Genomic DNA, 12,924 nt, shown 5'->3' with positions numbered 1-12,924 from the left:
GACATGACCCCGCATCTTCCTTCCATGCTCCGTTCCCTCGTCGCCGCGGGCCTCCTCGGCTTCACGGCGATGTCCGGCGCCCTGGCCGCGCTGCCGATCCAGAACTGGCGACAGCCCAGCGGCGCCCAGGTCTTCTTCGTCGAGAGCCGCTCGATTCCGATGGTCGACGTGCAGGTCGACTTCGACGGCGGCAGCCGCCGCGATCCCGCGGGCAAGGCCGGCCTGGCGAGCGTCTCCGCCAGCCTCACCAGCAAGGGCATCCTGGCGTCGGGCAGCGAGCCAGCGCTCGACGAGAACCAGGTTGGCGAAGCCTGGGCCGACCTCGGCGCGGGCTTCGGCGGCGATGCGAGCAGCGACCGCATGAGCTTCAGCCTGCGCTCGCTCACCGACCCTGCGCTGCTGCAGCGTGCAGTGGCTCTGGCCGCGCGGCAGATGGGCGAACCAGCCTACCCGCCAGACATCTGGGAGCGCGAGCGCCAGCGCATCAGCGCGGCCATCCGCGAGGCCGATACCAAACCCGCGACGGTGGTCGCCAAGGCCTTCCAGAAGGCGGTGTACGGGAACCATCCGTACGGCTACGAACCCACCGGCGAGTCGCTGGCCGCGATCTCTGTCGACGACATCCGCAACTTCCACCGTGTGCACGTGCTGCCGTGCCGTGCCAAGGTGAGCTTGGTAGGCAACCTGGACCGTGCGCAGGCCGATGCGTTGGTCACGCAGTTGCTGGCGCGGCTGCCGCAGACGACAGGCACCTGCCCCGTGCTCCCTCCGGTGCCCGAGGTGGCGCCGCTCACGGCGCCCTCCGTGCAGGCCATTCCGTTCCAGTCCGCGCAGGCGCATGTCCTGATCGGGCAGCCGGGGTTCAAGCGTGCGGACCCGGACTACTTCCCGCTGCTGGTCGGCAACTACATCCTGGGCGGCAGTGGCCTGGTGTCGCGCCTCTCGACCGAGGTGCGCGAGAAACGCGGCCTCACGTACAGCACGTACAGCTACTTCTCGCCGGGCCTGCACGCGGGTGCCTTCACGGTGGGCCTGCAGACGCGCCCTGACCAGGCGGCGCAGCGCCATCGCGGTCGCGAAGGACGTCGTCGCGCAGTTCGTCGCCAGTGGCCCGACCGCCGTGGAGCTCAAGTCGGCCAAGGACAACCTGATCGGGGGATTCCCGCTGCGCATCGACAGCAACCGCAAGCTGCTGGACAACGTCGCGAACATTGCCTGGAACAACCTGCCGCTCGACTACCTGGACACATGGACGGCGCAGGTCGCCAAGGTGACGGCGCAGGATGTGCGCGCCGCAATGGAGCGCAAGTTGCAGCCGGGGCGCATGGTGACCGTCAGCGTGGGTGCGGGCGGGCTCGACCCGGCGGCGGCTGCAGCCAGTCCTGCAGCGACACCTGGAGCCACAGTGCGCCAGTGAAGGCGCGCCTGTCAGCCTTGACAGGGCTGAGCTTGGGCGGGCCGGACTCGTGCTCAAGAATGGCGGTTCCTGCTGTCACACAGGTTGCCAGTTGGTCCTGGCAAGTTCACAACCCAAGCACTTTGCGAAAGCGACGGCGCGGCGCCCTTCGGGGCCCGCGCCTTTTTTGCGCCGGTAAGCTCGGGCCATGCGTTCCCGACCTGCTCCCGCCGCCTCTGCCCGCCATGCTCCGCATGAGGTGCGCATCGTCGGCGGCCTGTGGAAGCGCACCCGCCTGCCCGTCGCCGACAAACCGGGCCTGCGTCCCACGCCCGACCGGGTGCGCGAGACCCTCTTCAACTGGCTGGGCCAGGACCTCACCGGCTGGCGCTGCGTCGATGCGTTCGCGGGCACCGGGGCGCTGGGGCTGGAGGCCGCTTCGCGCGGCGCGGCGCAGGTGCTGCTTGTCGAACAGGATCCGGACCTGGTCGCCACGTTGCGGGGGCTGAAGGCCAGGCTCGAAGCCGAAGGAGTGGAAGTGCGCCGGGCGAACGCGCTCACGGTCCTCAAGGAGCTGGCCGGCTCCGGCCAGGATCTCGTGCTGCTGGATCCGCCCTTCGACGCCGACATCTTCGACAAGGCGCTCGCGGCCGCAGTGCCCGCCCTGCGCGACGAGGGCTACCTGTACCTCGAGGCGCCGCACCGGTGGTCGGACGCAGCGCTGCAGGCGCACGGCCTGCAGCTCGAACGCCACTTGCGGGCGGGTGCCGTGCACGCCCACGTGCTGCGACGGTCCGCCCCCACGGCCCCATAATCGCGCCGACCCCTCCGCCGGAGCAGCGCCATGGCCCATAGCAAGCCCGTCATCGCCGTGTATCCCGGCACCTTCGACCCCATGACCCTGGGGCACGAGGACGTGATCCATCGCGCCACCCAACTGTTCGAGAAGGTCATCGTGGCCGTCGCGGCCGGGCACCACAAGAAAGCCATGTTCACGCTCGCCGAGCGCATCGACATGGCGCGCGACGTGGTTCGCAACTACCCTCAGGTCGAGGTGGAGAGCTTCTCCGGCCTGCTGCGCGACTTCGTCGTCGCGCGTGGCGGCAAGGCCATGGTGCGCGGGCTGCGCGCCGTGACCGACTTCGACTACGAGTTCCAGCTGGCCGGCATGAACCGCAGCCTGATGCCAGAGGTGGAGACGGTATTCCTTACGCCCAGCGAGAAATACCAGTTCATCAGCAGCACTTTCGTGCGCGAGATCGCCGTGCTGGGCGGCGAGGTCGACAAGTTCGTCTCGCCCACCGTGCAGCAGCGCCTGGCCGAGAAGGTGCGCAGCCTGGGCGGGTCGTAGGTCCTAAGGCGCGGCCACCCGCTCCAGCCAGCGTGCCAGTTCCCCATTGACCACGGTCGGTTGCTCCATCGTGAGCATGTGGCCGCAATCCGGCACCGTGACCAGGCGCGCCCCGGGAACCAGGGCAGCGATCTCGCGCGAGCGATCGACAGGCGTGAGCTGGTCGTCCTCGCCACACATCACGAGCGTCGGGCAGCGTACCGCCGGCAGGTGCGGGCGGGCGTCGGGCCGGGCGATCACGGCGCGGTTCTGGCGCACCAGTTGCTGCGCCCCGGCTCGCAGCACGAAATCCACGTAGCGCCGCATCAGTGCGGCATCACGCGCATGCCGCGGGTGGAACGCGAACGTGGCATTCGGTTCGATCACTTCCGCCACCCGACCCTGCGCGAAGAGCGCGATGGCTTTCTCTCGCACCCGCCGGGTCTCGTCGTCTTCGGGGCGTGCCGTCGTTCCGAGCAACGCCAGGCCGGCGATGCGCGCCGGCGCTTGTCGCACCGCTTCCATGGCCAGCATGCCGCCCATGGACACGCCGCAGAGTGCGAGCCGACCCGGATGGCGCGCCAGCAGCGCAGCGGCCATCTCCGGGATGCTGGGGTACCGCATGTGCACGTCGCTCACCTGCGGACGCCACGCCGCCAATGCCGGCAGCTGGTCGCGCCACATCTCGCCGTCGCCCGCGAGCCCCGGCAGCAGGATGAGGCTCGTCACAGGAAAGCCTCCTCGGCGTCGGCGAGGCCCAGCGATCGGTACAGCGCTGCAGCCTGCCTGCGCAACCGTCGCGACTCGGGCTGCGCGCGCAGCTGCGATTGCAGCAGGTTCTGCGCCCCCTGCAGGTGGCCGGTGCGCACCATTGCATCGAGATGGACCTGCGCGAACAGGTCGCGCTGCGCGTGGCTGCCGCCGATCTCCACAAGGCGCGGGAGTGCCTGTCCCAACTCGCGCAGCGCCGCCGCATGGTCGCCCCGCGACCATGCCAGCAGGCCGCGACTCGCCGGCAGGCAGACGTCGCGCCAGGCGCGATCGTCTTCGTCGGTGCGTGCCGCCCGGGCCTCGATGTTGCGAAGCAAGGTCGCGGCCTCGGGGCGTCCGGCGCGCGCGAGCCCCAGCAGGTATTGCATGTCGAGGAACGGCAGCACCTGGTCCGCGGTGCGTTGTGCGAGCTCCTGTGCCAGGTCCTGCCAGCGGTCGCCGACATCGACGCCGGCGAGCTCCAGGCGTGCCAGCAAGGACGCTGCGTTGATCTGGTCCTGCGTGTAGTCCCTGGCCACGCCCCAGATGCGCTCGTCATAAAGGCGCAGTGCCTCGTCGCCACGATCGAGTTCCAGCGCGAACAGGGCCTGGTGCCACCAGTTGTGCGTGACCATGAACGAGTTCAGGCCGGTCCACGTCTCGCTGACATCGGCCAGGAACGCATGCCCCTCCTGAAGACGGCCCTGCGTAAGCATCACGTGCGCCAGCGCGTGGTGGGCCCAGGGCTCCTTGCGGCGCATCGCCATCGCGCGGCGCGCCGCGGCTTCGGCCTGCTCCAGGGCATGGCACTGCTCCCAGGCGAAGGCCAGCATGCCGTGCAGGTATGGCACGTCGGCCGCGGAGGACAGGGCAACCAGGGCGATTCGCAGCATCCCTGGCGCATCGCCCCGGTTGAACAGGTGGTAGTGCGCCAGCTTGAGCGACGCGAGGTCGCGCGGGTGTTCGCGCGCCTGCTGCTCGTGCAGTGCGATCGCGCGCGCGATGTCGCCCTCCGCCCATGCGGCAATACCCAGGATGAAGCGCTGTTCGCGTGACGTGACGCGGCCCAGTTCCTGCTGCGCACGAACCAGGAATGGGCGCGCTGCGGCGGGAGCGCCGGCCGATTCGGCAAACATGTGCACGGCCGCGATGCAGGCCTGCACGATCGGACTCGGATCGTCCGCGGCATCCAGGATGCGGGCCGCACGCGCCTCGCTGGCGAGGAAGCCCTCGACGAAGTTGTCGAGCGCCGCACGGCTGGCCTCGCCGTCTTCGAACGTGGCCGGATTGCCGAGCAGGTCAGTCGACATGGTCGATGGCTCCCGACGGCGGCTGCGGCCAGGGACGCGGCGGCGGACGGAGGCTCTCGAACGCACGCGCCACCTGCAGCACGCCCAGGTCGTCGAAGCGCTGGCCGGCGATCTGCAACCCGATCGGCAGGCCGGCAGTGGTGTAGCCGCAGTTGATCGACGCGGCAGGCTGCTCCGACATGTTGAACGGCACCGTGAAGCCGATGTGCTCCAGCGGCCGCAAGGGATCGTTGGTGGGCGAGGGCAGGTGCGCGTCGAAGGCCGGCACCGGCGACACCGGCGAGAGCACGTAATCGAAGCCGCTGCAGGCGCGGACGGCTGCCACTCGCGTTGCGTGGAACTGGCTTGCAGCGCGGAACAAGGCCTCGCCACTCATGCCCGCGGCGCTGTCTGCCCACTGGCGGATGTAGGGCAGCACCCTGTCCTTGCGCTCCGACGGCAGTGCCAGCATGTCCAGGTGCGAGCGCATGCGCCAGAAATGGTCCATGCCGTCCAGCATGGCCTGTGTCATGAACGGCCGCACAGGCGTGACATGGGCTCCGGCGCGCTCGAACACCTGCGCGGCGCTTTCGACGGCCGAACGCACTTCAGGCAACACGGTGAGACCGCAGCCGGCGTCGAGCAACAGGCCCAGGCGCAGGCCCTTCAGGCGTTGCGTGCCGCGCTCGACGTCGTTCCATGCGATGTCCTGCCAGGGCAGGCTCATGCTGTCGCGCGAATCGGGCCGTGCGAGCACTTGCATCAGCAGCGCTGCATCGGCCACGGTCCGGGTCATCGGTCCTGCGGCACGTCCCGTGTAGGGCGGGTCGATGGGGATGCGGCCGAGGCTGGGCTTCAGGGTGAAGATGCCGCACCAGCCTGCGGGCAGGCGCAGCGAGCCGCCGATGTCGGTGCCGACGTGCAGGGGCCCGTAGCCCGCGGCAGCGGCCGCTCCTGCACCGGCACTGGACCCGCCCGGGGTCTTGCCCAAGTCCCAGGGATTGCGGGCGAGTGCGTGATAGCTGGACAGGCCCGACGACAGCATGCCGTAGTCGGGCATCGTGGTCTTGGCCACGAGCACCGCGCCGGATTCGCGCACGCGTGCCGCAGGCGGTGAGTCGACCGCTGCCGGCGTGAGCTCGCTGGCGGCGGTGCCCAGCGGCGTGGGATCGCCGGCCGTGGCGATGTTGTCCTTCAGCGTGATCGGCACCCCGTCGATGGGGCCGAGGGGCTCGCCGCGCAGCCAGCGCGCCTCGCTGGCCCGCGCCTGTTCCATCGCGAGCTCGGGCCGCAGCAGGTACAACGCCTGCAGGTGCTTCTCCCACCGCTCGATGTGCCCGAGCACGGCTCGGGTGACTTCCACCGGCGAGAAGGCCCGCTGCCGATAGCCCTGCACCAGCGCCGTGGCCGGCAGCTCATGCAGCGCGTCGTCCTGCTTCGTCATGTGCGCGGCCTCAGGCCCAGGACATGGCGGACAGGTCGTTGATGAAGATCGGCATGTCCTTCCACAATCCCTTGACGTTCCTGTTCGCCACCGTGATCCACTGCGGCTGGTACAGGAAGGCGTGGACGCAATCCTCGGCGAGCAGGCGCTGCGCGTCGCCCAGCAGCTTTGCGCGGTCGGCAGGTTTCTGCGCCTTCTTGATGCGGTCGTACAGCTCGTTGAATTTCGGGTTCTGGTAGTTCCAGTAGTAGTCGGGCTTGGCGAAGTTGCCGAGGTCGAACGGCTCGACGTGCGAAATGATCGTCATGTCGTAGTTCTTGTTGCCGTACACGTTGGACAGCCACTGCGCCCATTCCACATTCTGCAGCTTGGCGTTGATGCCCACCTTGGACAGCATGGAGGCGATCACCTCGCCCCCCTGGCGCGCATAGGGGGGCGGCGGCAGCGTGATGGTGAGCTCCAGCGGCGACGCGACGCCTGCTTCCTTCAGCAGCGCGCGCGCCTTGTCCGGGTTGTAGGGGTTGATGCCGGTGGTGTCCACATAGCCGAATGCGCCCGGCACGTAATGGCTGCCGATCGGCACGCCGTAGCCTTCGGCAGCGCCCTGGATCACGGCCTTGCGATCGATGGCCGCGGCGATGGCGCGGCGCACGCGCACGTCGTCGAGCGGCTTCTTCCTGTTGTTCAACGCCAGAATGGTCTTGGCGCGCGAGCCGCCCACCAGCGTCTGGAAGCGCGGGTTGTCCTTGAACTGCGGCACGCTGCGCGGCGTCACGCGTGCGAACGCGTCGACGTCGCCGGCAAGCAGCGCGGCGACCTGCGCGGCCTGGTCGGGGATGAAGCGGAAGGTGGCGCGGCGCAGCTTGATGGCGGCCGCGTTGCGGTAGCCGTCCCACTTCGCGAGCGTGACCGACGAGCCCTTCATCCAGTTCTCCAGCCGGAACGGGCCGGTGCCCACGGGCTTCGTGGCATTGGTGTCCGCGCTCTTCGGCTCCACGATGATCGCCGTGGCCTGGCCCAGCAGGAACGGGAAGTCGGGGTCGATCTCCTTGGTGAGCACGACCACCGTGTTGTCGTCGATGACGCGCGTGGTGAGGTTGGCGAACGTGCGCTTGTCCTTGTTGGTGCTCTTCTCGCCGCCGGCGCGGTCGAACGAGAACTTCACCGCCTGCGCGTTGAACGGTTCGCCGTTCTGGAACTTCACCCCCTTGCGCAGCTTGAACGTGTAGGTGGTGAGGTCGGGCGAGACTTCCCAGCTCTCGGCCAGCAGCGGCGTGACGCTGCCGTCCTGGTTGATCTTGGTCAGCGTCTCGTAGATGTTGTACAGCGTCACCTCGGCGATCGACGACGCCGCTCCACCGGTGGGATCGAGGCCGGGCGCGGGCTCCAGCGCCATGGCCAGCACGATCGAGTCCTTGCGTCCCTGGGCCCAGCCCATGTCGGGCAGCGCCAGGGGCAGGCCCGCGAGTGCGGCGGAGGAAAGGACGGTGCGTCGGTTCAGCATGGACAGGCTCCAGGATCAATCGTTGTCCGGCGATTCTCGGCCACGGCGGCGCTGCGGCAATCAGGGAAGCCCGGGTGTGGACGGCGCGGGCGGCTGGGCGCGTGGCACCGCTGCGACCAGCGCACGCGTGTACGGATGCTGCGCGTCGGCGAAGAGGCGCTCCGGCGGCCCCTGTTCGACGATGCGTCCTTCCCGGAGCACCGCCACGTCGTCGCACAGGTGGTGCACCACCGCCAGGTCATGGCTGATCAGCAGGTACGTGACGCCGAACTCCGCTTGCAGATCCTGCATCAGGTTCAGCACCTGGGCCTGCACGGAGACGTCGAGCGCGCTCACCGGCTCATCGGCCACGATCAGCCGCGGCCGCGTGACCAGGGCGCGCGCGATGGCGATGCGCTGCCGCTGGCCGCCAGAGAATTCGTGCGGGTACTTCGCAAGGTCGCTGGACCGCAGGCCCACGGAATCGAGCACCTCCGCGGCTCGCCGATGGCGTTCAGTCCCGGCAATGGAGCCTTGCGCCGTGAGCGGCTCGGTGACGATGCGCTCGACGGTCTGCCGCGGATCCAGCGAGCCATACGGATCCTGGAAAACCATCTGGAAGTCGCGGCGCGCCTGTCGTAATTCACCGGCGGGGAGTTGGTGCAGGTCGCGGCCATCCATCAGCACGCGGCCCGCGCTGGGTCGATCCAGGGCCATCACCAGCCGTGCCAGCGTCGACTTGCCTGAGCCCGACTCGCCCACGATGCCCAGGCTGCGGCCGGCCTCGATCGTGAAACTCACGCCCTGCAGGGCGTGCACCACGGGTGCCGGCCCGCGCAGCCTTTCACGCGGCAACCGGTACGTCCGCGCGAGATCCTCGACCTGCAAAAGGGGCGTGCTCATGCCACTCCCGACTGCCTGGCCGCAGCGACCGCATCCAGCCGGATGCAGCGTGCTTGGTGGCCCGGCCCCACGGGAACCGGCGGCGGCACCGTGTCGTTGCAGGCCGCGATGGTGAAGGCGCAGCGGCCGGCGAACGGACAGCCTGGCGGCAGCTCGGGCAGCTCGGGCACCGTGCCGGGAATGGTGGCCAGCCGCACACCCCGCTGGCCACCCAGCCTGGGCCTGGCCCCGAACAGGCCCAGCGTGTAGGGATGGCTGCGACGGGCGAAGACCTCCGCGGTCGGCCCGCTCTCGACCACGGAGCCGCCGTACATCACGAGCAGCCGCGCCACGTTCTGCGCCACCACGCCAAGGTCGTGCGAGATCAGCAGCAGCGCCAGCCCGCGCTCGGCGACGAGTTCGCGGATCAACGCGAGGATCTGCTGCTGCACGGTGACGTCCAGGGCCGTCGTCGGCTCGTCGGCGATCAGCAGGTCCGGCCCGCAGGCCAGGGCCATCGCGATGGTGATGCGCTGGCGCTGCCCACCGGAGAACTGGTGCGGATAGCCGTCGACGCGACGCCGCGCATCCGGAATGCCGACGCGCTCCAGCAGGGCGATCGCCTCCTGCCGCGCCGCGGCGCGCGACATGCCCCGATGCAGCCGCAACGGTTCGGCGACCTGGTCGCCGATGGTGTGGACCGGGTTGAGCGCCGTCATCGGTTCCTGGAACACCATCCCGATGCGGTCGCCCCGCAGCGCGCGCAGGCCGGGTTCACCCAGGTCCACGAGTTCCTGTCCGTCCAGCCGGATGCTGCCGCTGACCTGTGCATGCTCGGGCAGCAGTCCCAGCAGCGCCATCGCGGTGATCGACTTGCCGCAACCGGACTCGCCCACCAAGCCCAGCGTCTCGCCGCGGTCCAGGGTGAATGAGACGTCGCGCACTGCGCGCGCCGATCCGCGCTGCGTCTGCAGCGCCACTTGCAAGCCCTGGACCTCGAGAAGCGCCATCGTCGCTAGCGCCTGCGCGCGAGGCGCGGATCGAGCAGGTCGCGCAGGCCATCGCCCAGCAGGTTCAATCCGAGCACGGCGACCGCGATGGCCAGGCCGGGATACACGGCCAGGCGGGGCGCCTCGAACATCAGCGTCTGCGCCTCGGCGAGCATGCGCCCCCACGAGGGCTGCGGCGGCTGCGTGCCCAGCCCGAGATAGGAGAGCGCCGCCTCGGCGAGGATCGCGATGGCGAACCGGATCGTGGCCTGCACGATCAGCACCGAGGCGATGTTGGGCAGCACGTGGTCCAGCGTGATGCTGGCGGCTCCCTTGCCGCACGATCGGGCGGCCAGCACGAACTCGCGGCTCCAGATCGCATTGGCCGAAGCGCGCGTGATGCGGGCGAACGTCGGGATGTTGTAGATGCCGATGGCGATGATGGCGTTGACCATCCCGGGCCCGAACACCGCCGTGAGCATGATCGCGGACAGGATGGCCGGGAAGGCAAAGCCGAAGTCGGCGATGCGCATGATCACCTCCTCGACCCAGCCGCGGCGCGCGGACGCGAGCAGGCCCAGCACGGTGCCGATCGCGAGGCCGATGCCCACCGCGATGACGCCGACAGCGATGGAGGCGCGGGCACCGACCAGCAGCAGCGACAGGACGTCACGGCCGAAGGCGTCGGTGCCGAGCCAGTGGGTTCCGCTGGGGGGCAGCAGCCTGGCGCCGACGTCCACGTCGTAGGCGGAATGCGGCGTCCACACGAGCGACAGGATGGCGGCGCCGAGGACCAGCAGGCTCAGCAGCGCCCCGAGCAGGAAGCTGCGGTGATGCAGCGCGCGCTGCCAGAAGCCCGGCACGGATGCCAGCGGAATCGCCATCACTGGAGGCACCGCGCTCACAGGTCGCTCGCCTTCACGCGCGGGTCGATTGCCGCGTAGAGCAGGTCGACGGCGAAGTTGACGGCGATGACCATCGAGGCCAGCAGCATCACGCAGTTGCGCACCACGATCAGGTCGCGGTTGGAGATCGACTGGAAGATCAGCCGGCCCAGGCCTGGCAGGTAGAACACGCTCTCGACCACGATGGTGCCGGCGAGCAGTTCGGCGAACTGCAGGCCCATCACGGTGATGACGGGGATCATGGCGTTGCGCAGCACGTGGCCCCACAGCGTTCCGCGCTCGGACAGTCCCTTGGCGCGCGCGGTGCGCACGAAGTCTTCGCGCAGCACGTCCAGCACCGCCGAGCGCGTGATGCGCGCCAGGATCGCCGCCTGCACCACCGCCAGCGCAATCGCCGGCAGGATCAGCGCGCGCACTCCGGGCAGCAGGCCTTCGCCCCAGCCCGGAAACCCGCCGGCCGAGAACCACTTCAGGTGCACCGAGAACAGCAGGATCAGCAGGATCGCGAACCAGAAGTTCGGGATCGCGATGCCCACCTGCGACAGGGCCATCACGCCGACATCGCCGGGCTTGTCGTGGCGGGCCGCCGCGTAGACGCCCGCAACCAGCGCGATGGCCGCAGTGAGCGCCATCGCCATCACCGCCAGCGGCACCGTGAGGGCAAGGCGCTCGCGCAGCAGGTCGGCCACCGGCGTGCTGTACGCGTAACTGTTGCCCAGGTCGCCAGTGAGCAGGCCCGCGACCCAGTGCCCGTAGCGCTCCAGCCCTGGGCGATCGAGGCCCAGCTGGACGGCGAGCGCTTGCACGGCCTGCGGGTCGGCGTCGGGGCCCATCAGGATCTGGGCTGCGTTCCCGGGGAGCACCTCCAGCACCAGGAACACCACGATGGAGGTCGCAATCAGCGTCGCAACCAGGGTGATCAGGCGCTTGAGGAGGAAGACGCTCATGAAGCCGCGGATAATGCCAGATCACCCCCTGACGCAAGCGCAATCCCAGAGGACCCACGGCATGGCATTGATGATCACCGACGAGTGCATCAATTGCGACGTGTGCGAGCCCGAGTGCCCCAACGAGGCCATCTCGCTCGGCCCCGAGATCTACGTCATCGACCCGCGCAAGTGCACCGAGTGCGTGGGCCACTTCGACCAGCCGCAGTGCGTGCAGGTGTGCCCCGTGGCCTGCATCCCCAACGACCCGGCCTGGCCCGAGGACCGCGAGACCTTGTGGCAGAAGTACCGGCGGCTGACCGGCAAGGGCGATCCGGATCCTGTCGCGGATCCCGCCGCCGAATCTCGCTAGGGCTTGGCCGCGGCTGCGGCGGTCTTCACCGGCTGTGCCGTCTTGCCGCTGGCTCCCGACACCGAGCCGCTCTTCCTGTCCGCGGCAGTCTTCGTTTCCTTGGGGGCCGCCTTCTTCGCCGGCTTCGCCTTGGGCGTGCGACTGCCCGGGACGCTGGCGGTGAACATGTCCAGCTTGCGCGTGGCAGCCTTCTCGGGCGACTTGTGCGGCTCGAATTGTTCGGGTTCCGGAGACGGCAACACGACTGACGCCTGGCCGGCCTGGGCTTCGCGCCGGGTGCGGTCTCTCTCCAACGTGTCGGCAAGCCGTGCGTCGCGCGCGACGTGCGCGGCCGCCTGCGACCGGTCGGCCGCGGACGGCGGTGGCGCGCCGGGCTCCAGCTGCCTTCCGCCGGCACAGGGCTGCTGCGAATAGCTGTCGCCGCAGCGGTAGATGGCCTGGGCGTGGACCGCGCAGCAGCCCACGCCGGACAGCAGCGAGATCAGAACGAATCTTGCGAGTGGCATCGGAATCCTCCCTCCCGCCATCGACAGGTCAGGCCTCCGGCGGACGTGGCGGTTTCGGCCGCGGAGGCTTGCTCGTGTGGACGATCAATGTCGCCTTGTCCATCTCGCCGGCCAGGAGCGCGGGCGTGGCCTTCAGGGTGCGTTCGATGCAGCCCTCGATCTGCTCGCGCTGCTCGGGCGACGGTTTCTTCAGCACCCAGTTCACCACCTCGGCCTTCACGCCGGGGTGGCCGATGCCCACGCGCAGGCGCCAGTAGTCGCCGGTGCCCAGCTGGGCATGGATGTCGCGCAGGCCGTTGTGGCCCGCGTGGCTGCCGCCGAACTTGAGCTTGGCCTGGCCGGGGACGACATCGAGCTCGTCGTGGACCACGAGGATTTCCTCGGGCGCGATCTTGTAGAACCGGGCCAGGGCCGCGACCGAGCGGCCCGAGAGGTTCATGAAAGTCAGCGGCTCCAGCAGCCAGACCGTCTGGCCATGCACCGTGCCACGAGCCACCAGGCCGTGGTAGCCCTTGTCGTGCGCAAGGTGCAGCTTCAGGTCGCGCGCGAGCGCATCCACCCACCAGAAACCGGCGTTGTGCCGCGTGGCCTCGTACTCGGGGCCGGGATTGCCCAGGCCGACGAACAACTTGATCATCCGCCGATGGTAAG

13 protein-coding genes and 1 pseudogene are annotated in these 12,924 nt (G+C 69.4%); 4 read left to right on the top strand and 10 right to left on the bottom strand.

Annotation, left to right across the window (positions count from 1 at the left end; genetic code table 11):
• Positions 1-3: 3 nt before the first annotated feature.
• From ACPWT1_RS01835 to coaD, 3 genes and pseudogenes are all read left to right on the top strand, one after another.
• A pseudogene (locus ACPWT1_RS01835) lies at positions 4-1,417 on the top strand (M16 family metallopeptidase).
• A 187-nt stretch (positions 1,418-1,604) separates the two neighbouring features.
• On the top strand, positions 1,605-2,210 hold the full coding sequence (gene rsmD / locus ACPWT1_RS01830; RefSeq protein ID WP_427913729.1) for a 16S rRNA (guanine(966)-N(2))-methyltransferase RsmD: 606 nt from the start codon (positions 1,605-1,607) through the stop codon (positions 2,208-2,210).
• 30 nt (positions 2,211-2,240) lie between these two features.
• Positions 2,241-2,747 carry a pantetheine-phosphate adenylyltransferase gene (gene coaD, locus ACPWT1_RS01825; RefSeq protein WP_427913728.1) on the top strand — a complete coding sequence of 169 codons (507 nt, stop codon included), beginning with the start codon at positions 2,241-2,243 and terminating at the stop codon, positions 2,745-2,747.
• A 3-nt stretch (positions 2,748-2,750) separates the two neighbouring features.
• On the opposite strand, the gene ACPWT1_RS01820 is transcribed toward coaD, so the two are convergent.
• Genes ACPWT1_RS01820 through ACPWT1_RS01785 form a run of 8 tightly spaced genes read right to left on the bottom strand, consistent with a single transcriptional unit; the run spans position 2,751 to position 11,415 of the window.
• Complete coding sequence (locus ACPWT1_RS01820) at positions 2,751-3,455, bottom strand: alpha/beta fold hydrolase (RefSeq protein ID WP_427913727.1); 705 nt, start codon at positions 3,453-3,455, stop codon at positions 2,751-2,753.
• Complete coding sequence (locus ACPWT1_RS01815) at positions 3,452-4,786, bottom strand: tetratricopeptide repeat protein (RefSeq protein WP_427913726.1); 1,335 nt, start codon at positions 4,784-4,786, stop codon at positions 3,452-3,454. The genes ACPWT1_RS01820 and ACPWT1_RS01815 overlap by 4 nt, the downstream gene beginning before the upstream one ends.
• Positions 4,776-6,209 (bottom strand): amidase, encoded by a 1,434-nt coding sequence (locus ACPWT1_RS01810; RefSeq protein ID WP_427913725.1) that lies wholly within the window; start codon positions 6,207-6,209, stop codon positions 4,776-4,778. Before ACPWT1_RS01810 ends, ACPWT1_RS01815 begins: the two co-directional genes overlap by 11 nt.
• A 10-nt stretch (positions 6,210-6,219) precedes the next feature.
• Positions 6,220-7,713 carry an ABC transporter substrate-binding protein gene (locus tag ACPWT1_RS01805; protein ID WP_427913724.1) on the bottom strand — a complete coding sequence of 498 codons (1,494 nt, stop codon included), beginning with the start codon at positions 7,711-7,713 and terminating at the stop codon, positions 6,220-6,222.
• A 60-nt stretch (positions 7,714-7,773) separates the two neighbouring features.
• The gene (locus ACPWT1_RS01800; protein ID WP_427913723.1) at positions 7,774-8,595 is read right to left on the bottom strand and encodes an ATP-binding cassette domain-containing protein; all 822 of its coding nucleotides are present in this window, start codon (positions 8,593-8,595) and stop codon (positions 7,774-7,776) included.
• Positions 8,592-9,584, bottom strand: coding sequence for an ABC transporter ATP-binding protein (locus ACPWT1_RS01795; protein ID WP_427913722.1), 993 nt, complete (start codon positions 9,582-9,584; stop codon positions 8,592-8,594). The genes ACPWT1_RS01800 and ACPWT1_RS01795 overlap by 4 nt, the downstream gene beginning before the upstream one ends.
• Before the next feature lie 5 nt (positions 9,585-9,589).
• On the bottom strand, positions 9,590-10,447 hold the full coding sequence (locus tag ACPWT1_RS01790) for an ABC transporter permease (RefSeq protein WP_427913721.1): 858 nt from the start codon (positions 10,445-10,447) through the stop codon (positions 9,590-9,592).
• Between the two features lie 17 nt (positions 10,448-10,464).
• Positions 10,465-11,415 (bottom strand): ABC transporter permease, encoded by a 951-nt coding sequence (locus tag ACPWT1_RS01785; protein WP_427913720.1) that lies wholly within the window; start codon positions 11,413-11,415, stop codon positions 10,465-10,467.
• Between the two features lie 61 nt (positions 11,416-11,476).
• Between ACPWT1_RS01785 and ACPWT1_RS01780 the strand changes: the two genes are divergently transcribed.
• Positions 11,477-11,767: a YfhL family 4Fe-4S dicluster ferredoxin gene (locus ACPWT1_RS01780; protein WP_427913719.1), complete on the top strand. Its 291-nt coding sequence runs from the start codon at positions 11,477-11,479 to the stop codon at positions 11,765-11,767.
• On the opposite strand, the gene ACPWT1_RS01775 is transcribed toward ACPWT1_RS01780, so the two are convergent.
• Both ACPWT1_RS01775 and pth read right to left on the bottom strand, forming a co-directional pair.
• Positions 11,764-12,273, bottom strand: a complete 510-nt coding sequence (locus tag ACPWT1_RS01775) for a hypothetical protein (protein ID WP_427913718.1) — start codon at positions 12,271-12,273, stop codon at positions 11,764-11,766. The genes ACPWT1_RS01780 and ACPWT1_RS01775 overlap by 4 nt on opposite strands.
• Positions 12,274-12,301: 28 nt before the next feature.
• Positions 12,302-12,910: an aminoacyl-tRNA hydrolase gene (pth, locus tag ACPWT1_RS01770; RefSeq protein ID WP_427913717.1), complete on the bottom strand. Its 609-nt coding sequence runs from the start codon at positions 12,908-12,910 to the stop codon at positions 12,302-12,304.
• Positions 12,911-12,924: the final 14 nt, after the last annotated feature.

It is taken from the genome of Ramlibacter sp. MMS24-I3-19, from assembly GCF_050320135.1.
Lineage (GTDB): Bacteria > Pseudomonadota > Gammaproteobacteria > Burkholderiales > Burkholderiaceae_C > Ramlibacter.
This window is presented reverse-complemented; position numbering and strand designations above follow the sequence as displayed.

What these genes read in the sequence shown, in the direction of transcription:
- ACPWT1_RS01785 (WP_427913720.1), bottom strand. Translation starts at nt 11,415, where the DNA reads ATGAGCGTCTTCCTCCTCAAGCGCCTGATCACCCTGGTTGCGACGCTG.
- rsmD (WP_427913729.1), top strand. Translation starts at nt 1,605, where the DNA reads ATGCGTTCCCGACCTGCTCCCGCCGCCTCTGCCCGCCATGCTCCGCAT.
- ACPWT1_RS01795 (WP_427913722.1), bottom strand. Translation starts at nt 9,584, where the DNA reads ATGGCGCTTCTCGAGGTCCAGGGCTTGCAAGTGGCGCTGCAGACGCAG.
- ACPWT1_RS01815 (WP_427913726.1), bottom strand. Translation starts at nt 4,786, where the DNA reads ATGTCGACTGACCTGCTCGGCAATCCGGCCACGTTCGAAGACGGCGAG.
- ACPWT1_RS01790 (WP_427913721.1), bottom strand. Translation starts at nt 10,447, where the DNA reads ATGGCGATTCCGCTGGCATCCGTGCCGGGCTTCTGGCAGCGCGCGCTG.
- ACPWT1_RS01810 (WP_427913725.1), bottom strand. Translation starts at nt 6,209, where the DNA reads ATGACGAAGCAGGACGACGCGCTGCATGAGCTGCCGGCCACGGCGCTG.
- coaD (WP_427913728.1), top strand. Translation starts at nt 2,241, where the DNA reads ATGGCCCATAGCAAGCCCGTCATCGCCGTGTATCCCGGCACCTTCGAC.
- ACPWT1_RS01805 (WP_427913724.1), bottom strand. Translation starts at nt 7,713, where the DNA reads ATGCTGAACCGACGCACCGTCCTTTCCTCCGCCGCACTCGCGGGCCTG.
- ACPWT1_RS01775 (WP_427913718.1), bottom strand. Translation starts at nt 12,273, where the DNA reads ATGCCACTCGCAAGATTCGTTCTGATCTCGCTGCTGTCCGGCGTGGGC.
- pth (WP_427913717.1), bottom strand. Translation starts at nt 12,910, where the DNA reads ATGATCAAGTTGTTCGTCGGCCTGGGCAATCCCGGCCCCGAGTACGAG.
- ACPWT1_RS01780 (WP_427913719.1), top strand. Translation starts at nt 11,477, where the DNA reads ATGGCATTGATGATCACCGACGAGTGCATCAATTGCGACGTGTGCGAG.
- ACPWT1_RS01800 (WP_427913723.1), bottom strand. Translation starts at nt 8,595, where the DNA reads ATGAGCACGCCCCTTTTGCAGGTCGAGGATCTCGCGCGGACGTACCGG.